At 32.6% G+C, this 20,307-nt stretch carries 17 protein-coding genes and 1 pseudogene; 13 read left to right on the top strand and 5 right to left on the bottom strand.

The genetic code is table 11. The features are described from left to right. Nucleotides 1-6: 6 nt before the first annotated feature. Both tnpB (EHS13_RS25195) and tnpA (EHS13_RS25190) read right to left on the bottom strand, forming a co-directional pair. Nucleotides 7-360 carry an IS66 family insertion sequence element accessory protein TnpB gene (gene tnpB / locus EHS13_RS25195; RefSeq protein ID WP_155698875.1) on the bottom strand — a complete coding sequence of 118 codons (354 nt, stop codon included), beginning with the start codon at nt 358-360 and terminating at the stop codon, nt 7-9. Beyond that, complete coding sequence (gene tnpA / locus EHS13_RS25190; RefSeq protein WP_155698876.1) at nt 354-680, bottom strand: IS66 family insertion sequence element accessory protein TnpA; 327 nt, start codon at nt 678-680, stop codon at nt 354-356. Before tnpA (EHS13_RS25190) ends, tnpB (EHS13_RS25195) begins: the two co-directional genes overlap by 7 nt. 305 nt (nt 681-985) lie before the next feature. Between tnpA (EHS13_RS25190) and EHS13_RS25185 the strand changes: the two are divergent. The 5 genes and pseudogenes from EHS13_RS25185 to EHS13_RS25165 all read left to right on the top strand — a co-directional run. After that, nucleotides 986-1,318: pseudogene (locus EHS13_RS25185) on the top strand (recombinase family protein); the annotation flags it as partial. Between the two features lie 88 nt (nt 1,319-1,406). Next, on the top strand, nt 1,407-1,733 hold the full coding sequence (gene tnpA / locus EHS13_RS25180; protein WP_155698876.1) for an IS66 family insertion sequence element accessory protein TnpA: 327 nt from the start codon (nt 1,407-1,409) through the stop codon (nt 1,731-1,733). Then, entirely contained in the window at nt 1,727-2,080 is a 354-nt protein-coding gene (tnpB, locus tag EHS13_RS25175; RefSeq protein ID WP_155698875.1) for an IS66 family insertion sequence element accessory protein TnpB, read from the top strand. The genes tnpA (EHS13_RS25180) and tnpB (EHS13_RS25175) overlap by 7 nt, the downstream gene beginning before the upstream one ends. A 77-nt stretch (nt 2,081-2,157) precedes the next feature. Further along, on the top strand, nt 2,158-3,741 hold the full coding sequence (gene tnpC / locus EHS13_RS25170; RefSeq protein ID WP_155703026.1) for an IS66 family transposase: 1,584 nt from the start codon (nt 2,158-2,160) through the stop codon (nt 3,739-3,741). 92 nt (nt 3,742-3,833) lie between these two features. Continuing rightward, nucleotides 3,834-4,052, top strand: a complete 219-nt coding sequence (locus tag EHS13_RS25165; RefSeq protein ID WP_227013518.1) for a DNA recombinase — start codon at nt 3,834-3,836, stop codon at nt 4,050-4,052. Nucleotides 4,053-4,224: 172 nt separating this feature from the next. Here EHS13_RS25165 and EHS13_RS37620 read toward each other — a convergent pair whose 3' ends face one another. Together EHS13_RS37620 and EHS13_RS25155 are read right to left on the bottom strand one after the other, a co-directional pair. Beyond that, nucleotides 4,225-4,326, bottom strand: a complete 102-nt coding sequence (locus EHS13_RS37620; RefSeq protein WP_155705504.1) for a DUF2262 domain-containing protein — start codon at nt 4,324-4,326, stop codon at nt 4,225-4,227. Nucleotides 4,327-4,332: 6 nt separating this feature from the next. Beyond that, nucleotides 4,333-4,482 carry a hypothetical protein gene (locus EHS13_RS25155; RefSeq protein ID WP_155703024.1) on the bottom strand — a complete coding sequence of 50 codons (150 nt, stop codon included), beginning with the start codon at nt 4,480-4,482 and terminating at the stop codon, nt 4,333-4,335. 761 nt (nt 4,483-5,243) lie between these two features. On the opposite strand from EHS13_RS25155, the gene EHS13_RS25150 reads away from it, so the two are divergent. Continuing rightward, complete coding sequence (locus EHS13_RS25150; protein WP_155703023.1) at nt 5,244-6,410, top strand: C39 family peptidase; 1,167 nt, start codon at nt 5,244-5,246, stop codon at nt 6,408-6,410. 9 nt (nt 6,411-6,419) lie between these two features. Here EHS13_RS25150 and EHS13_RS25145 read toward each other — a convergent pair whose 3' ends face one another. Continuing rightward, nucleotides 6,420-6,863, bottom strand: a complete 444-nt coding sequence (locus tag EHS13_RS25145; RefSeq protein ID WP_155703022.1) for a hypothetical protein — start codon at nt 6,861-6,863, stop codon at nt 6,420-6,422. Nucleotides 6,864-7,684: 821 nt separating this feature from the next. On the opposite strand from EHS13_RS25145, the gene EHS13_RS25140 reads away from it, so the two are divergent. The 7 genes from EHS13_RS25140 to EHS13_RS25110 all read left to right on the top strand — a co-directional run bounded on the left by EHS13_RS25140 (nt 7,685) and on the right by EHS13_RS25110 (nt 20,242). Beyond that, nucleotides 7,685-8,257, top strand: coding sequence for a hypothetical protein (locus tag EHS13_RS25140; RefSeq protein WP_155703021.1), 573 nt, complete (start codon nt 7,685-7,687; stop codon nt 8,255-8,257). 91 nt (nt 8,258-8,348) lie between these two features. Continuing rightward, nucleotides 8,349-9,818: an HNH endonuclease gene (locus EHS13_RS25135; protein ID WP_155703020.1), complete on the top strand. Its 1,470-nt coding sequence runs from the start codon at nt 8,349-8,351 to the stop codon at nt 9,816-9,818. Between the two features lie 191 nt (nt 9,819-10,009). Next, a complete protein-coding gene (locus tag EHS13_RS25130; RefSeq protein ID WP_155703019.1) occupies nt 10,010-13,735 on the top strand; it encodes an nSTAND3 domain-containing NTPase in 3,726 nt (1,241 codons plus the stop codon). Nucleotides 13,736-13,907: 172 nt separating this feature from the next. Beyond that, nucleotides 13,908-14,738, top strand: coding sequence for a hypothetical protein (locus EHS13_RS25125; protein WP_155703018.1), 831 nt, complete (start codon nt 13,908-13,910; stop codon nt 14,736-14,738). A 556-nt stretch (nt 14,739-15,294) separates the two neighbouring features. Next, the gene (locus tag EHS13_RS25120) at nt 15,295-16,533 is read left to right on the top strand and encodes a hypothetical protein (RefSeq protein WP_155703017.1); all 1,239 of its coding nucleotides are present in this window, start codon (nt 15,295-15,297) and stop codon (nt 16,531-16,533) included. Between the two features lie 11 nt (nt 16,534-16,544). Then, nucleotides 16,545-17,846, top strand: coding sequence for a DUF262 domain-containing protein (locus tag EHS13_RS25115; RefSeq protein ID WP_155703016.1), 1,302 nt, complete (start codon nt 16,545-16,547; stop codon nt 17,844-17,846). A 2-nt stretch (nt 17,847-17,848) separates the two neighbouring features. Further along, nucleotides 17,849-20,242 (top strand): DUF262 domain-containing protein, encoded by a 2,394-nt coding sequence (locus EHS13_RS25110; protein ID WP_155703015.1) that lies wholly within the window; start codon nt 17,849-17,851, stop codon nt 20,240-20,242. Nucleotides 20,243-20,307: the final 65 nt, after the last annotated feature.

Here is a 20,307-nt window from a genome sequence, read left to right as displayed (position 1 = left end):
TTGAAGTTAGATCACGGTGCGTTCGGTAACGGAAGGATGCGCTTGCTGTTGCTCAAGTGAAAGTCCATCCAAAAGCCAGCGCAATTCACGGTAACCGACGACTAAAGGAGTTGTATTCGAAGAAGGCCAACGAAATGTACCGCGTTCCAGCCGACGATAATAGAGCCAAAAGCCATTGTGATCCCAATGCAAAATTTTGAGTTTGTCTCGATTGCGATTACAGAATACGAAGAGGCTGGATGAGAAGGGATCCAACTCAAAGCCTTCTTTAACCAGCACGGTGAGTCCATCAATCGATTTGCGCAGATCTGTATTGCCGCAAGCGAGGTAAACACGTTCGATGCTCGAAGCATTTAGCATGAAGTTAATGTGCGTACAAGGTCACGAAGTAGATTGGCGTTAAAGTCTGCTGGAACCTCAATACTTGCAGAGCCAACTCGAACAACGAGGTTGCCCGTTATATCTACTTTTTGTTTGTTGCTAGCGAGAGTAACCGGCAGCCATTGCGTGGAAGAAGATGAGGAGCTTGGACGTACGGAAATATTCATTTTCTTGAGCCAGTACTTCAATTGATGCATACTTTGCGTATGCGTTTTGCACCATGCTGACATTGTAAGTCCACTGGATTTAAAGTCTGCTATTCTTGTTATCCAATCCTGAGTTCGTTGATTGCTATCCATAAGAGAACCTCCTTCATTAAATCTGAGGAAGATTATCTCATAGAAAAATTCATATTTTTAGGTGGGGAGTATTTTACGCTTACCTATCTATAATTGATCACAATTATTCTTTTATATTAATTATTATTCCTTTGAGTATTGCAATAAGTATACCTTTTGACTTATTGAAATGATGCTAGTTTAAAGGGGAATTAATGTGTCAAAATGCATACTAAATATATTAGAAACATTTCAATAATGTTGTATATATTTTGACACATAAAAATGATCTATTGTAGGTATCAATTTGGAGAGGAGTTTTAATAGTGGGAGAAGTAAAAGAGTTCGGGTATATAAGAGTATCATCAAAAGATCAGAGTGAAGATAGGCAAATTGAAGCACTAAAGCATTTGAATATTAATGAACGGAATCTAATCATAGAGAAGCAAAGCGGTAAAGACTTCATAAGACCAAAGTATCAAGCTTTGAAGCATATGCTTAGAAATGGTGATACATTGTTTGTGAAGGAATTAGATAGATTAGGTCGTAACGCAGATGAGATTAAACATGAGTGGCAGGACATTACACAGAATATTGCTGCACACATTGTAATACTTGATATGCCTATCCTAGATACTAGACAATATAAGAATGGATTAGATAAGTAAGCGTAAAATACTCCCCACCTAAAAATATGAATTTTTCTATGAGATAATCTTCCTCAGATTTAATGAAGGAGGTTCTCTTATGGATAGCAATCAACGAACTCAGGATTGGATAACAAGAATAGCAGACTTTAAATCCAGTGGACTTACAATGTCAGCATGGTGCAAAACGCATACGCAAAGTATGCATCAATTGAAGTACTGGCTCAAGAAAATGAATATTTCCGTACGTCCAAGCTCCTCATCTTCTTCCACGCAATGGCTGCCGGTTACTCTCGCTAGCAACAAACAAAAAGTAGATATAACGGGCAACCTCGTTGTTCGAGTTGGCTCTGCAAGTATTGAGGTTCCAGCAGACTTTAACGCCAATCTACTTCGTGACCTTGTACGCACATTAACTTCATGCTAAATGCTTCGAGCATCGAACGTGTTTACCTCGCTTGCGGCAATACAGATCTGCGCAAATCGATTGATGGACTCACCGTGCTGGTTAAAGAAGGCTTTGAGTTGGATCCCTTCTCATCCAGCCTCTTCGTATTCTGTAATCGCAATCGAGACAAACTCAAAATTTTGCATTGGGATCACAATGGCTTTTGGCTCTATTATCGTCGGCTGGAACGCGGTACATTTCGTTGGCCTTCTTCGAATACAACTCCTTTAGTCGTCGGTTACCGTGAATTGCGCTGGCTTTTGGATGGACTTTCACTTGAGCAACAGCAAGCGCATCCTTCCGTTACCGAACGCACCGTGATCTAACTTCAAGGAACAGGAAGTTCGAGATTTTGACAAAATTGTTGAAAGGAAAACGGTGAGCTAGGTCGAAAAAGTTAGATATGGAAACCACAACGGATACGTCCCACCCTACAATAGAAGAGTTACAACAACAAAATATAAAACTGGCCAAACAAAACGCCGAACTGTCTGCGAAGCTGGCTTGGTTCGAGGAGCAATTCCGTCTCAGCCAGAAGAAACAATTCGGTGCATCAAGTGAACGAACGCATCCGGATCAATTGGATCTCTTTAACGAAGCCGAGTCGGATGCCAATCCCGCTGCAGAAGAACCAACGTTGGAATCCGTTACCTACAGCCGCAAGAAACAAAGCGGACAACGAGAGGCCATGGTTGAGAATTTACCTGTAGAGACGATCGAGTACCGCTTGTCCGAAGAAGAACAAACTTGTTCATGCTGCGGTGGAAACTTGCATGAAATGAGCACTGAAACGCGCCAAGAACTGAAGCTTATTCCTGCTGAAATTAAGCTCGTGAAGCATGTGCGTTTCGTTTATGCTTGCCGTCGCTGTGAGGTCGAGGCGACCACGACACCTGTGGTTACAGCACCGATGCCACGTCCGGTTTATCCGGGAAGCCTAGTCTCTTCCTCGATGATGGCTTACATCATGAGCCAAAAATATGTAGAAAGCATGCCCCTTTACCGTCAGGAGCAGCAGTTTGCACGACTTGGCGTAGCCTTGTCCCGTCAGACGTTAGCCAATTGGATGATCCATGGTGCAGATACTTGGTTGCGATTGCTGGTTGAACGCATGCACGAGCATCTGCTTCAAAAGGACATTCTACATGCAGATGAGACGACCTTGCAGGTGCTGCGAGAACCAGGTCGATCTGCAGAGAGCCAGTCTTATCTTTGGCTTTATCGTACCGGGCGCGAAGGTCCGCCTATCATTATCTATGAGTACCAGCCAACACGAGCAGGGGAACACCCGCGCAAGTTTTTAACGGGTTTCAAAGGTTACCTGCATGTTGACGGTTACTCGGGATACCACAAGATAATGAATGTGACCTTAGTCGGTTGCTGGGCTCACGCCCGTCGCAAATTTGATGAGGCCCTGCAGGCATTACCGGATCCTAAACGATCCACTCCTGTAACTGCCAGTGAAGGTTTAGATTTCTGCAACCGTCTCTTCGCTATTGAGCGAGAGATTAAGGATTCTACACCTGAAGAGCGTACAACCATTCGAATGGCGCGTAGTCGCCCGATTCTGGATGCTTTTTCAGCATGGCTTCGTACACAGCGATCTCGCGTTTTACCCAAGAGTAAACTCGGGGAGGCAATTATTTATTGCCAAAACCAATGGGAGAAGCTCGAGACTTTCATGAATGACGGTCGCTTAGAGATCGATAACAACCGAAGCGAACGCTCGATTAAGCCCTTTGTCATCGGTCGAAAAAACTGGATGTTCAGCAATACGCCTCGCGGTGCAAAGGCAAGTGCCATGATCTATAGTATGATCGAAACGGCTAAAGAGAATGGATTAAATCCAATGATCTACCTGACTTATCTATTTGAGAAACTCCCCAATTTAGAAGACCCAAAAGACACGAAAGCTTTAGATATGCTATTGCCCTGGTCACAGACTTTGCCTCTGACCTGTCGTGTATTCAATAAGAAAACCACTTAGTCCCCGTCCTTTGTACTTGTGCAAGGTGGGGGCTGTTTTACGCTTACTTAGATAAGGTAATCAGCAATATTGTCTTAGAATTGCTTTCATACATGGCTCAGAGGGAACGTGAGAAGATAAATAGTAGGCAAGCTGAAGGAATAGCAATAGCTTTAAATAAAGGAATTAAATTTGGTAGACCTAAAAAAGAAATAGGGTCGGATTTTATTTCTATATATCAAGATTGGCGAGATGAGAAAATATCTGCTGTAGCGGCTATGCAAAAACTTACTATGAAGCCAAATACGTTGTTATGTTCCATAATTGATTAGAAAAACGGAGCTGCGAACCCGCATAACTCCGTTTTTGTTATTCCGTAATTCATTAGAATTTTGTAATTGTTCATGAAATAAAGCAGGTTTGTTCCATAATTCGTTAGAAAAAAGTTTTATGGGGTTTTGTATGGAAGTGTTTTTAATTATGCAGAACTAAAAATTTGCTCAATCACCCATTAATACTCGCTTCAATTGGCTGACCTTCTTTATCGTATCTCACCAAAATACTGTGTCCCCAAAATAGATCACCATCCGTATACCAGAAGCTAATCTCACCTTACTCATAAAAAGATATCGACTCAATGGACATGCGAGAAATAAACTCAACTATGGACAACTCAACTTCATCCTCATCCAGCCAAGTCTCATTTCTCAAATCCACAAATTGACTTGCCAAATACAATCTCGCATCTTGATCTTTCTTCATTTTGTTTCTACCTTCCCATTTCGTTTTTTTCACTCCAGCCTTCTTATGGCTGTTAGTCGTAAAAAGGAGACCGCTATGCTGTCCGTTATCGGAGTGAAAGGCTGCTGTAAACTATAAATAAATCCCTGTTTCTTCCACAAGTTAATTCCCTCACTTTCCCCCACTAATCTGACCGTTGGTTTAATACTAATTCCCGACTATTACTTTATTTTCTTCGAACATGATCAATTTGGCAACTATTCTCAGGTATCATTCCTAAATCTTAAATCCCACTGATGTTTGTAATAATTTCCAGTGGGATTTTAAATATTTCATTTACCAACTATATTGTAAATTTACTTACTATTTAACTGACTTATCTGATGAATTGACAGTTATTTCATATCTGGTGTATATTCGACAGCATCGTTCGACAAATATCACGTCTTTGGAATCATTTTACAAAATTGCATATATGCTATATTAAAAATAGATAGAAACACATTATGGAAAAGTGGGATTTGAAGTAATTTCATCTAATAAATTCAAAGAGAATAAGAGCACTATTATTTGCTGGGCAGAATGAGGGGGGATGCTGATAAAATCATAGAGCCAGATCAAGGTTTTTTCAAAAAGGTGACGAACTGTTCTTCAAGTGAAAGATGGCAAAGTATCTATATTAGAAAATAACCTAAACCGGAATATCAACTACTTTTTTGTTTTGAAAAGAACGAAACAATATGGCTGTTTCAAAATTATTTTAATATAAAGGAGATCGAATAATGAAAAGAACTGTAGTACTAATCCTAAGTGCATTTTTACTCCTTTCTGGTTCGTCTGTATTCGCTTCCCCGGCAGAACCAGCTGCCGAAAGAATTGATGAAAATACCGCGTTGGAAGTGTCTAAACAGTATTTGGAGGAAGTTGTGGTTAAACATTTCGAACCGACATGGAAAGGTGCTCAAGTCGGTAAACCCACTCTATTTTATAGCAATGATGGCCAACCGGCAGTATATGAAATACAAGTAATTAACGCGGATGAGCAGTTAGGATATTTTATTGTAGGAGCAACCACCGATATCAGCCCCATTGTAAAAGTTGGAGTGGGACTGTCGCCGACAGGGAAACTCGGGGTTATCAGTCAAGAACTCGATACTACGCAGAACAAAAAGGTAAAGAAGGCCAAATATCTGTACGGCGGTCCTTTTGCATTGGGTGTTGATATTGAAACCACTGATGGTAATCGTCAAAAGTATGACCTTGGTTCAATGAACAAAATTGACGATATCCCAAGCCTTAGTATTGACAAAACAAATAAGCAGAAGGCTCACGATCAATGGGCTAAGGAAAAGTTAAAGTTAACAAGCAGAGCAGTAGGAAAAGCGATCATCAGTCCGATGGTTGTTAATACTGACACCATAGTTGGTGTCAGATCTTATGACCAATCATTATCTCAGAGTAATACTACAGGTTGCGGTCCGGCGGCTGGCGCAAATGTCTTGAATTACTACGATGAGCATGGATTTGACAATTTACAGACCAATACGGACCGAACAACTGGGGTAGTCTTAATGAATCACATGTTTAGTGATATGAGCACCGGATCCACAGGCACTTCCGCTGAAAGTTGGGCAAGTGGAATTAAGAAGCATACAAATACTGAAAAAGGCTATCATTTCTCTACAACTGTAAATTACTACGATTTGGGAATGGATTCCTACTTCTGGGGCCAGATAAAGAGTCAGATCAACAGCGACCACCCATTCGGTTTTTTCTATCCACTTGGTGGCACTCCCTACTCATGGCATATAGTTACGGTAGTAGGTTTTTATGAGGATATAAACTCAAGTTATAAAACGGTTACCGTTCGTACTTGGGGATCCACAGAATATGTCAATTGGTCGGGAGGGCAACCTTCACAAATCATGTGGGTCATCCCTAGCGTGTAATTAAAAAGACTAAGAACCTAGGTTCTTAGTCTTTTCTTCATTTATTAAAACCAATTCACCATTTACTTGACCGTATACCCAATAAGTCTCCGAATTTGGCTTTTGAAATCGAATCGTAAAACCCTCATTAAACATTCTTTGCTCATTTTCAGATCCAATTTGTTCAACAATAAGATTTCGTATTGTTAGACTGAGAAAAAAGTCGCGCGTTTTTTCAAAAATAACTTGCCTTTCTTTTGAAGGGAAATCATCGGTAGTCAGTGAATACTCAACAGTCAAATACACTTTGTCAAACTTCTGTAGTTGTCCTTTTGAAATTAAATCTGTACTATTTACCACCTCATCAAAAAATGTCTTAACCTCAGGAATCTTTAGATTCTGATGAGGGGTACATGCAGCCAATAAAAGAAAAGAAAAAGCCAGCAGACACCAGGAAACCATCCTGACTTTCATCAAAAGACCTCCAATCCCGACCATATTAGGTCTTTATTATATATGAACTACGATAAAAGTAATGAATTTTTATACTTTCTATAAGATCCATTATAACCCATCTGGATATTTATCTATAGTGTTAAATCTTATTTCAAAAAAAAGTCGAACGTTTTTCCTCTGGATTTCAAAAAAAGTACGGAGTACCGGATATATGTAATAAATGGGTGCTGACGATATAAGACCGATCTCAACCACTTAATATCCTGTAAGAATTAAGTTCTTTAATTAATAGCCATCGTAAACGTCTAGCTTTTTTTAAACAACCTTAATTGTAATGTAACAGCATTACTGCCCATTCGAATGACGAATCGTCAGTCTAATACTTTATTTTCTCTGAACAAATAGATTATCTAAATTCATTTATCACACCGAAATTATAAATTTTCATACCTAATCGTCATATTCCAACGAATTATGGAACAAAAATTCTAATCAATTATGGAATAATTCTAATCAATTATGGAATAATTCTAATCAATTATGGAATAATTCTAATCAATTATGGAATATCACAACGTTTTATCGAAGAGTAAAAGAGTTTGAGCAAATAAATATTGATCATATCTCAAATAAATCTACTTCTAAAAAAATGAGCTAGCTGAAGAATATAGCTCCTGCCTTAAATTTTCTCTTGTAGTTACAGGAAGAGAGGCGAATAATGTCGAATAGATAATAAACTCTATGAATTTGTACTTAAATGCATAACTAATTAATTAACAAAAGTCATAGGGCTGTTAAATAAATATCATGTATAGTCATTATTGGAGGTATTTTAATAGATGGAAGTCCTTAAAGATATTGTAACAGGAGTTGTAGTACCCATCGTAGCGATAATCATTGGCGCTTGGGTTACACGGAAAGTATCGAGAGATGAAAGTGCGAGAAATGATGTATTACAACGTATTAAGATCCTACATTTAGCTAAGCAAGAACTAGAATTAAATTTAGAGTATATTGGCAAAGATGGTGTATACAGATCGAGGAAATTAGCTGTTGGAGATCTATTGATTAACAGTCATGTTTTTACTGTAAGTAAACATAAAAACCTATTAGAATATACTTTAGAAGTTATACGACAACATGAAATGTTAGAGATTTCTTTGCAGACTCATTTACAAATGTATTCTAATCTTGCAGCAGAACAATTCAACCCAACTTTTTTAAAAACACTTGGATATGGGCTTGAGAAAATGTTAAAACTTGAGCCGACTCTTGAAAGGAATACAAAGATTATCAACGAATCAATGCAAAAAACACTTCGGGAATCATCTATAGGACTAAAACCTGCATATGAACAAATGCTACAAGAAGTGAATATTTTGCTTTTGGATAAAAGTAATATTGAGACATAGTTAATTGATTTTTCATTTATAATAAAGGGAATCAATTTATCACTAATTTTTATATCCAGTTTTATATTAGTCAATATTGATAGGAGAATATATGAATTTAAGTGAAGCTTTTAAAATATACTTATGGGAAAATAATAGAATTTCAACATCAACTTTAAAATCTTATAGTGGAAAAATAAGGAAGTTTGTTAATGTTTATGGTAACGAAGAGTTATTCGATTCATTAAATGAAAGAAACCTAAGAAATTTCATTTTTAACCAAGACCAAGAACCACAAGGTAAATATAATGCACTGTTTAATTTTTTTGAGTTTTCCAATTCGTATTTTTTAAAGAAGCATATAAGTGAAATAGTCTTTCCAATAAAAACATATGAGTTGGAAATGCCTAATGAAACCAAGAAAGTATACAATATTGGCAAAAGTAAAATTGTTTTCTTAAATGCTCCTCTTAGTGAGCTTTTTAATGATAATTATTATATCCATATGGTAGACAGAATCGCAATAAAAAGTATAAAAGCTGTGCTTGCACTCAGTATTTCTGCTTGTTATGATACAATCGATTTATTTGATAATAATAACATTCGAAAAATGACAATTACTGATATAGATATAATTGATAATGAAACAGTTGTCGTGAAAAACTTTTCCAGACATTCTACAGTACCTTACATAACAATTATTGGTGAGTCTGCTAAATATATTAATGAATACTATCAAATTAGAATAAACAATAATACTGAGGATACACCATATTTTTTTATCAAAATGTGGAGCGGATATGATTTAAAAATTGATAAAAATGTTGAGAAAAGGAAATCGGATAATTTTCAAACTCTTACATTATACTTTTTAAAATATATATCTAATCATTTAAATTTAAAGGAACCAATTCAAATTACACATCTAAAAACAAATAGTGTTTTTCAAATGCTTTGTAATAGTAAAGGTTCTTCACTTCAACAAATTATTGAAATTATGGGATGGCAGGAATGGATAAAAATTGCATTTGAACAATATTGTATTGAAACTAATTATAATACTTATTATGGTTTAAACCATTTTTTTCAGGAAGCTTCACCAGATGAGAATGAAAACGATATTGATGAACAAATACAAAATTCTGGTGAAGCGTTTATACTGACGATTGTTTTAAAACGAAATCGTGATTCGAAAAAAGTAAGAGTATTAAAGAATATATACAACAATACTTGCCAAGTTTGCAGATTACCCTTTAAATTAACTAATAACATCAACTATTCAGAAGTACACCATATCCAACCACATGGAAAAGAACATATGGGATTAGATGATCATCCGAATATGTTAGTTTTATGTCCTAATCATCATGTAATGTTTGATGTGGGTATTCTGGCACTCGATCCAGAAAGAATAGATCAGTTGATTCATATTGATAAAGATAATTATTTAAATGGTATTAAGATCATAAATTTACATGATCTTTCATCTCAGTGTATTAGATATCATTTCGAACAATTTTTCATGCCAATATATTTTCAGTATAATTCACAATTACATCAAATTAAGTATAATTTTAAATGATTTATTACATTAGTGATTTTGAGTGTATTTTAAGCCACATTACGAATGTAGGGAAATATAATATTAAAAAGGATAGGTAATTAAAGAATCTTCTATGTCGATCTTATTATTGTAAAGGGACATGAGCAAATTAAAGTGCATCTATATTTCTTATCTCATCTATTCGTAAATTTCTAAGGAGTTGAATGTTTGTGAGCAGATTACAATCAATAGAAAATGCCCTTGTAGAAATAAATGAGACAGTTTTCCAAGAATTATGTGATAGCTTTCTAACTATTCGAAACAGCAATTATTCTGCTTTTTCTAGAACTGGGAGTCAAAGTGGAAAACAAAAAACTACAGTAGGAACACCAGATTCTTTTTTCCTTTTACCTAGCGGGAAATACATATATGTAGAACATACCACTATAAGTAACGGAAGGGTAAATAAACTGATAAATGATATTTCTAAATGCTTGGATACTTCTAAAACAGGTGTACCTGTAGATGACATTGAAGAAATTATTTTATGTTTGAATTTCAATTTGAAAACAGATCAAATCGAAAAAATAAAAAATTTACTTAAAGGGACATATATAAAACTAACACTTAATACTCTAGATTCTTTGTCAATAGAGCTTCTATTTCATCATAGAGATTTAGTTCATCAATTTTTAGGCTTACCACTTGATTCTGGTCAGATTGTCTCCATCAAACAATTTGTTAATGAGTATAACAAAGCTTCAAAAGGTGTTGCAACTCAGATAGACAACCAATTTTTGCATAGAGAAGACGAAATGAATAATTTAATTGCTTCTCTGCATCAATCGGACTTTATAATTTTAACTGGAGCGCCTGGTGTTGGAAAAACTAAATTAGCTATTGAAACAATTCAACAGTATTTAATTGGTAATAGTAATTTTAATGCTTTCTGTATTTCGTACAAAAATTATTCATTACTTGATGATCTATATCAATATATGAACAAAGAAAAAGATTATATCTTGTTTGTTGATGATGCGAACAGAATTGATGCATTTAATCAGATTGTGGGTTTTTATAAGTCTACAAGAAGAGGTACTTTAAAAGTTCTGATCACAGTACGAGATTATGCATATCAAGAAGTAGGGAAATTGTGTTATGAATATTCTCCAATTCGAATTGATTTAATGAAATTAAATGATGATCAAATTATTGATATTATAAAAAGTGACTCTTTCAAAATATCTAATTCGGATTATCATAAAGAAATTGTGAGAATAGCCGATGGAAACCCTCGTTTGGCAATAATGACTGCTAAACTAGCTATTGAAAAACAAAACATTTATGCATTGTCAGATGTATCAGACCTTTTCGAAAAATATTTTTCAACATTTATTAAAGATGATGGTGAGTTCTCTAAAGAAATAAATTTAAAGTGTCTTGGGCTTATAGCCTTCTTTTTTACCCTTCCTTACAAGGACAAAGATATTATTAAAAAAATACTTGCAAAATTTGGGATGACATATCTGGAATTTGTTGATTCGATCGATAAACTCGAAAACCTAGAGCTAGTTGAAATTCAGTTCGAGCATGTTAAAATTCCAGAACAAAACTTATCTACATATTTTTTCTATAAATCATTTATTAAAGATAATTTACTTTCGTTTGATGAATTGCTTATGAATTACTTTGAAAATAATTCTGATCGATTTAAAGACTGTATTATACCTGCTAACAATACATTTGGGCATGAAAATGTGATGGGAAAAATTAAGCCAAAGTTGCAAGATTTTTGGATAGCGAGTAAGTTGAATGAAGAAAAATCGTTTAAATTCTTATCTACTTTTTGGTTTTACCTACAAGAAGAAACTTTAGAATTTGTATTTAATATAATTAGTAAAATTAAAGCTTCTGATAATATTGAATATAACACTAAATATAAGACAAATGCCTTTTCCTATGATAAAAATAACATCATTGAATTATTGGGAAACTTTTTTAGGTTCTCACATAATCTTCAAGATGTAATTGAACTATTATTTGAGTTTACAAGAAAAACCCCTCAACATTTACCTGAACTTATTCACAAGATAAAAGAAGAACTAACTTTTGATGATGTTGATGAAAGGAATGGTTTTAAAAGACAAGAAATATTAATTGATATCCTGTTGGAGAAATTTGAACAATACGATGGACTTTATGCTAAATCCTTTTATGAATTATCAAAAACGTTTTTAAAATATAAATTCCATCATACGAAAGGTGGAAGAAATAATACAATCTATTGGTATGATTATGCTATTCCTAATAATGAATTTCTACAAAAAATTCGAATAAAAATTTGGCAAACTTTAGATACCAATTTTATTAATTATCCAAATGAATCATTGGAGGTAATCACAGGATATTCTGAAAGAAATCCAGATGTAATAATGGATATTATGTATTTCGATTTATCATTTATATTAAGTATAATAAACAATCATTTAACTTCTAATTCATTTGAACATTGCTATTATGTACAGAAACAAATTAGATGGTTAATGAAATGCTCGATTACCCATGAGTCGTTTGAAATGCTTCTAAGGAAGTTCACTAACTCAACTTATGAAATTTTTTTAAAAATTGATTGGGATAGGTATCGGGATAAAGAATCTTATGAATTTTCTGATTTTAAAGAATATGATGCACTAAAAGAAACGGAGATAAGAAACTCCTTTATTTTTAATTCAGTTCGAGAGTTTGAGATATTTTATATTGATTTCACTCGTATTAAGAAATGGAAGCCTGATAATTGGAATTATAATAATTGTATTGAATTTATCATAGATCAGATTTGTATCAATAATTTTTCATTAGGTATTGGAATATTAAAATTTTTAATTGAAAAGGAAAATGAAATTGATTATATTCCCATTCTAGTGTTACGCAACCAACTTAATACTCAATTCAAAATTGAAAAAATTTGGAGCTTAATTCAAAGTAAATTCTTTAAAGGGAGAACGGAATGGGAAATATCATTTTATGAAAACATTGATGATAAATTTATCAATCTTGAACTTATTAGAAATATTATTGAAACTATAAATCAAATCCAGTATCCAATAACGCTAAATATAGGGAAATTTAAGCGTTATACTTCTTTGAAACCAAATTTATTTCAAGAAATACTTTATGTAGTTATAGATAAAATCAATGACACAGGTACTCGAATCATATTAAGGGGAAGTTTTTTTAGTGATTATTTTGACTTGCTTGGTACTGATATAACATTAATAAAAAAAGGTTACTTACAACAATATGTTTTGGATGAACATATCGATTATAATGGGGAAGGACTTATAAATATATTAAAATTAGACTCGACATTTTTACTTGAATATATAGAAAACATAATTTCCGATACTGGATTTGAACGAAAATCACATCATAAGAATTTATCTATAATTTGGTCAATAGAAAAAATAGAAAATGTTCTTATCCAAGCATTAGATTTAGTTTTTAATAAAGATAATCATTACTATATTAGTGATTATATATGTGAGAGTTTCTTTTTGGATTTAAAAGATGAAATGTCAGAAAAAGCGGATATTTTTATATTGAATTATATAAGAAATAATAATAACAATTTAGATAAAATGAATTTCATGATTAATATTATTAGAAATAAAAGAAATCATTTATTTGATTCAGCATTATTATTATTTATTTCATTAAATCAAGATATTGATTACTTTTCAAAAATAAGTTGGAGAGGTAATGGTGGTTCTTATTCTGGTGATGTAATAATTGGGGATATTCAAGCTGCAGAGTGGAGAAATATTCTTTCAATTGTTGAAACGTCAAATGTGGGGATAAGATTAATCCCAATTAAAAAATACATCAGTGATAAAGTTCGATCAAAGTTGGAATACGGAAATTGGGAGAGGCAAAGAAAATTTTTGGGTAAGCATTAATTCTTCACAAGTAACAACAAACACCTATCCCCTGTCTTAAGGGAGTGGTGTGTATTATTTTATAAATGCTGTCAGCAATTGTGTATTTCAAACCAAATTAAGAATATCGGATGGTTAATTCACAAACGTTAGGCGAAATCAACTAAAAACTAAATAAAAAGAGGTAAGTACTTTGTTAAATCCAAGAGAACAAGCTTTAGTTATTTGGCTCATCATTTTTATTATTTTTGCCTTATCCATAAAAGGCGTAAGAGAGTCAATTCCTAGCATAATTAAATCACTTTTGGGGTTACTTATACATCCGATTTTCATTATTACGAATTCATATATTATACTTGTTTTTTTCACTATGTACCTCTTTAAAATACTTGAAGTTCAAGTGATTAAGGATTATATTTTATGGATATTTATGGCCTTGTATCCATTAATATCTCGAGTCTCTTCAAGATATATTGAGGAGAATATTAACAAGCTTATTGTCGAATCATTTAAATTAAGTATCATTCCCTTATTTATTATTAATGAATATACCTTATCTATTTGGGCTGAATTAGTTATTATTCCAATACTGGTTCTAATTGGCGGGCTTATAGCTGCCGCGGATAGAGATGAGAGGTACCTACAAGTTAAGAAGTTATTGAATTACATGCTAATGATTATCGGGTTTATATTTATTTTTGTGGCTTTTAAAGGATTTAGTTCTAGTCTTCAAGACGCAACAAAAATTGATTTTTATGAAAAAATGTTTATTGATATAATTGGAATATTATTGCATGCTCCACTTTTATTTTTGCTTCAGTATATGTGTTTATATGAGCATATTATTGTGAGAACTAATATAAATAAACGATCAAAAAAGATTCTAGCGATAGTCATAATCTTTCTTGAATGTAGATTTAATAAAAAAATTCTACAGAGTAATTTAAAGAACTACAAGCTAAGAAATGTTGAAACAATGAAAGATTTAAAAATTATATTGCAAGTTAAATCAGAGAAGAGTTGACTTTGCCCATTACCGCATTCCTAAAGCGGACCTGACAGCCCTTGGTCGCTAGAGGTATTTCTGGAAGCTTATCCAGGGATTCGTCATTACCTAAGTGCTGTGAAAATAATTTTAGGGATGGTGACTATATCAAAGATATGGAGTCCTGGCGATTTAGAATTGAGCAACTTTAAAGAAATATAAAAAAAGATAATGCTTATGTGTCTTTGTTCAATGAATATTTATACGTATAAGGACTAGCTGTACGAAGGTATCATTAGATATATAATGTGTTTATTTACTATAAAATTTTATGAGATATAAGAACTTAATCGCGGGAATGAGGATATGTTTCAAAAAAAACCATGCTATTTTGATGTGGTGATGTTTAATTTAAGCATTTAAGCTAGAGAAATCGTTATAAACATCAATTGATATTTGACCTAGTCTATTGCTGCTTGGGGTATGGGCTGATGCCTTGTATTTGTATGAACCGAATTTTTTGGAAATCAAATTATCACACAGTAATATCACGAATGAAAGAGAGTGCCGCAGATATATTTTTTGGAGGTAATATATGAAGATAATCCACTTAGATTTTGAAGGGAAAGTAAGTGCAGATACGTTTGGTATATTGGGGAAAATGTTTAGACATGGTGAAGACACAAACTACTCTATTGATGCAGCAACAATAAAAAAAGTATTTATGAATGATAAATATTTTGATATACAGAATTCTGACAAAAACCTCAAAGTTAAAATATTATATCAACGATATTGCATATTGATTAAAGAGCTGTTAAATGAATATTCTGAACTAGCTGATGAAGATAGAAAAAAAATCATAGATTATTATTTGTTTGACAATCGATTGAAGGAATTAAAGTATTTAGGACTAGGACATTACTACAATGCAAAATTTAAGAAGAGCCAAGCCACATTGTTTAGAAGTAACGGTGGGAAAAGAGATGAACCAGATAATTATGGAAAGTCTAGCAATTTAGAGACTGTTAAAACAATATTTGAACATTGCCGTGAACATATTAACAAAGGAACAGATAAGGTTCGGCTTTACTCCTATTCCAAATGCTTCGGAATAGTACTATTTAAATATTTATCTATTAATCAAAAAAAAGATACTGTAGAATTGCAAATACTGCCTAATCAAGACATTAATGTAATATTTGGTGGTGATAATAATATGTCCTTACATCAATTTGTAGGGGATCAATGTAAAAACACTAGAACTGATTACTGTATAGATATGAGTAGCGTTAGGAATGGGAAGAGAGACAATCTTACAATTTGGATGAAAGATTTTTTAGGTGAAAAGTCTACTGAAATACAAAAAATGCACTCCCCTGTTTCGGATCAAGAAGTAATTACATCATGTATTCTTAATCAGGAAGTCTCTGAAAGTTTTAACGAAGAAGAATTAATTTATTTGTTGTACAGGTACTATGAAAAGTACTATGAAGTACGTAACAAAGGTAAGGGGGATAAATTCAAGTATGAATTCGAAAAAGCAATCACGTATATAAATGAAGAATTTGAGAAAGAATTGTCTAACCAACCTGGAGAAGAAAACGCTCAACAATTTATAAATATAAAAAATCATATTGATCGATTCAAATTATGCATAAATGGAAATGAAGCGCATGATAAAAAAGTCAATAAGGTATTTACTTATATTGATTGGAGTGCAGAGAATTTGAGTTTAGAAAAAGATACGGAATCTATATATAAGCTTAGATCAACGAATAGTTATATCACTAATTTCAAAGGCTTTCTGCATAATTATTTAATGAAAGTATAGGAGGAACTGCAGTGAAAATAGAAAATAACAAAATGATTAGTTTGCATGACCTAATTTATAACTGTTTCAATAAAGAAAATAACATCTACATCCCCCTAATTCAAAGAAATTATAAGTGGTGTACAAAAAAAGCCGGAGATTTAGTAAGTAATTTATTTATGAGCTATATGGATGGGAAAAGTAAATATACATTGGGAATGGTTACTTTATATAAGGAAAACGATAATACATTCCAATTAATTGATGGTCAGCAAAGAATTATTACCTTAACATTGATATTAAAGTACTTGGATCCAAAAAGACTATATTTCAACTTTTCTTTTGAACGAGATGAGGGTCTTGATGAAAGTGTAGTTACAAGATCATGGTATTTAAGGAACATCATTGGAACTAGCGATAGAGATGAGAGTAAGATGTACACGGATATACAAAGATTTGAAGAAAACTTTGAAGCGATTAAATGTGAATTGACTAAGGAAAATAAAATCGGTGAGGCTTTGGAAAAGTATTGTTATACCCCTGAACACAGAGAAGAATTTATCAATTACATATTAAACCAAACTTATATCCTCATTCACTTCAGTGAAGCAGAACCAATAGAAGAATTTCTAAACATCAACAAAAATAAAACTAGATTTGGTATTAATGATCATATAAAAGCAAACCTGATGATTGATGCTCATGAACAGGCAGTTAATTATTCAAGACAGGATATATTGTATCTATTCAAGAATTTGTCGAATAGTTTGTTTGCACAAGACGATATCTGGAAATTAGTTAAACAAGGATATGACATTAAAGAAGATACCGAGGTAGATGGATTTGAAAATAGATTAAAGGTTTTATTTAGTGATCGTTATGAAGATGAAGAAAAAAGTAAATTGGGCTACGAAACGATTCTTGAGTATAAAAGGCTACAATATTACAATGAAATAATAAATAATATTTACTGCGACTTAGAAGCTGGTAATTGGAATTCATATAATGGATTTAATTATATACATTCTATTAACGGGCAAAGATTTTTTGATTTATTTGATATAGATTATAAAGAAGAAATACTGGAAAAAAGCCTAGAACAAGTTCTATTGGATTTCATTACAAAAAAATCACTATACGCTAAAAACTGTTTTATTCAATCACAGATGCAGTTTGGAAAAATGGAAGTGAATGAATTACAAAAGTTAATATTGTCTGGTGAATGGAAAAATGATCAAGAGAAGTGGATATATCCAGCAATAAATGAATTTGACGAATTCAAGAAATTTTATAAAGAGTACATTAATGAGAAATATAGTGAACAGGAGAAATAAAGATGGTTAAAAATAGCACTGAGCATAGTTTAGCAACATTTCTTTCAAAATACGATAAAATAGTTATTCCAGATATTCAAAGAGATTATGTGATGGGGAGCGGTGGAGAAAAGTTAACGAAGTTATTACAGTCAATATGCAATGCAAAATATCAAGATACAATTCATCCCCAAAAGGAATTTAAATTTAGTGCGATTATGGGGTATGTCGATATTGCAACGAATACTTTTTATGTCTACGATGGTCAACAGAGACTGGCAAGCCTCGTATATTTATGTGCTTCATATAAAGAGGCTCAAAGTGAAGAAAAATTTTTAAGTAAGTTTGAGTTTATGAATCGTGAGGAAGCTAATTTATATTTAAAAGGTTTAATTCAAAATAAAGAAAATCGCCTCAATGTTGTTGATTTTACTACCTTTTCTCTCGAAAAATTACTTCGTCAATTTAGCAAGGATAGTTGGATAGAGAAGTATGGATATTCGAGTTTTGAAAAAAAAATAGGTTTCAAATACTTGTATGAACATGTTGTATTTGATGTTGTGCCTGTTAAAAAAGTTGAAGATGCGGAGCAATTTTTTATTGATTTAAATGATGGTTTGGATTTGAAAGAATATGAAATATTTAAATCAGAACTTTTTCATAAAGTAAGAGAATGTAATAAAGAAGGATTTAAAAATTTTGCACTAATGATAGATAATAACTGGCTTAGATTTTTTTCTAAATACAAAACATTAATTCCAAAGGATATAGAAAAGCCCTGGGAATTGCGGATGCCCGGTGAGGAAGAAATAGAAATAGCCTTTATTCAATTTTGTCTTAGAATGATGTGGGTTGAAAAAAGTGGAACAGACGAGGGATATATAAACAGTAATGTAGACTGGATAGAAAGAAAGCATACTGAAAGACTTGAAAAAATTCTGAGTCATATGGTGGAACTAGATTTAAGTGATTCAAAACTGGATTGTGTTAATTTTGTTAATTATTCATTCGGAGATCGAACAGAACGATTTAAGAATGAGGACATCGTAAATCATGTGGAAGGTGTATTCTGGAATTTAGCGGACAATAATTATAAGGTGATGTTAAAAACATTTTTGCTAAAATTTTATGATCCTACTTATAAAGAATTTGTGAAAAAAGATGTTATTATCTGGGCATACATTTCAAATTGTGAAAAGTCTCCTGAGGTATTGTTTCCCTATATGAGATTTATTAAGAAATTATTAAATAACAATTTGATAGAAAATCATATGGCTCATTTGGATAGCGATAAAAACATGTGGTATACAAAGTATAGTGCCTTTTGTATTCCGAAATATTATTCGCGTATAGACAGTTTTATCAACAATTCTAACAATAGCAAATTAGCATATCTCTATTCAACAATAAAACTGAATAAAGATTTGGATGGACAATATAATATTGGGGAACATAGATCGAGTAATGCTGAATTAAATAAAGTATTAGAAGATGAACACAAAAGGAATTATTTGAATGACAAAGAAGAACTTGAAGCTTTTGAAAACCTCCCTTATGTTAATGGTTTAATAAATAATTTAATCGATTCTCAAAACAAACTTCTGATAAGTTATGATGAATTTCTGTCAGATATTCTTCGAGTTAATACAAGCAAGATAGAAATTTTAGGGGGATTATTTGATAAATTGGGTGATTTAGGATATGACTTGAAACCTTTATATTTTGAAGAATTAACGATACGTTGGAAGGCGTATACAAAAAACTTTTGTTACCAAAAAGGAAATATATTGCTGAATACTTTAAATGATTTATTTATAGATAATAAGTTCGGACAGGTAATTTGCGACTGGATCATAGGCAGCGAAAAAATGAAATTAGATTTTAATGATGATAGATTACTATTGAAGGCGATTAATTATATGCCAACAAGAGGATGGAGTACAGATAGCTATCAAATATATTATCCGAATGATTACTATACTTATAGAGATTCTTATATTTCTGTAAAAGATAAAAAGTCAGGCTTATGTTCAAATAAGGGCAATAATTTTAGCGTTACAAAAAAAAATATAAGAGATTTCTTCGGTGAATTAAAGTTGAATGAAGAAGGTAAGGTTATTGTTGATGATGAAACTGGCATTCATAGAGGATTTATCTGGAGTTTAGAACCTCTGAACGACTTTTTAATGAAAAGGTTACAATCGGGGGAAAAAAATCAAAAGGTTATATTTTTTTGTAAGGAAAATTGGGTCTACAACATGCTTTTAGATGAATATATTCAAAATACTGAAAATGGATTAAATGAGATAAAAGAATGGAATGAAAAAGGATATGTTATTAAATGTTTTGGAGAATACTTTTTCATTAATCAAGATGCTTTAAACAAGTACATGGAGAAAAAGCATTATTGTTTTTAGGGAATTGCCATATTTAGATTAATTTATCACTAAGACATTATTGAAACACTACAGTTATTATTCAC

The organism is Paenibacillus psychroresistens (assembly GCF_009728935.1).
GTDB lineage: Bacteria > Bacillota > Bacilli > Paenibacillales > NBRC-103111 > Paenibacillus_AC > Paenibacillus_AC psychroresistens.
This window is presented reverse-complemented; position numbering and strand designations above follow the sequence as displayed.

Bases quoted from the DNA above. Each gene is read 5' to 3' on its own strand.
- EHS13_RS25135 (WP_155703020.1), top strand. From the start codon at position 8,349: ATGAATTTAAGTGAAGCTTTTAAAATATACTTATGGGAAAATAATAGA.
- EHS13_RS25140 (WP_155703021.1), top strand. From the start codon at position 7,685: ATGGAAGTCCTTAAAGATATTGTAACAGGAGTTGTAGTACCCATCGTA.
- EHS13_RS25145 (WP_155703022.1), bottom strand. From the start codon at position 6,863: ATGAAAGTCAGGATGGTTTCCTGGTGTCTGCTGGCTTTTTCTTTTCTT.
- EHS13_RS25155 (WP_155703024.1), bottom strand. From the start codon at position 4,482: ATGAAGAAAGATCAAGATGCGAGATTGTATTTGGCAAGTCAATTTGTG.
- tnpC (WP_155703026.1), top strand. From the start codon at position 2,158: ATGGAAACCACAACGGATACGTCCCACCCTACAATAGAAGAGTTACAA.
- EHS13_RS25165 (WP_227013518.1), top strand. From the start codon at position 3,834: ATGGCTCAGAGGGAACGTGAGAAGATAAATAGTAGGCAAGCTGAAGGA.
- tnpA (WP_155698876.1), top strand. From the start codon at position 1,407: ATGGATAGCAATCAACGAACTCAGGATTGGATAACAAGAATAGCAGAC.
- tnpB (WP_155698875.1), bottom strand. From the start codon at position 360: ATGCTAAATGCTTCGAGCATCGAACGTGTTTACCTCGCTTGCGGCAAT.
- tnpB (WP_155698875.1), top strand. From the start codon at position 1,727: ATGCTAAATGCTTCGAGCATCGAACGTGTTTACCTCGCTTGCGGCAAT.
- tnpA (WP_155698876.1), bottom strand. From the start codon at position 680: ATGGATAGCAATCAACGAACTCAGGATTGGATAACAAGAATAGCAGAC.
- EHS13_RS25150 (WP_155703023.1), top strand. From the start codon at position 5,244: ATGAAAAGAACTGTAGTACTAATCCTAAGTGCATTTTTACTCCTTTCT.
- EHS13_RS25120 (WP_155703017.1), top strand. From the start codon at position 15,295: ATGAAGATAATCCACTTAGATTTTGAAGGGAAAGTAAGTGCAGATACG.
- EHS13_RS25110 (WP_155703015.1), top strand. From the start codon at position 17,849: ATGGTTAAAAATAGCACTGAGCATAGTTTAGCAACATTTCTTTCAAAA.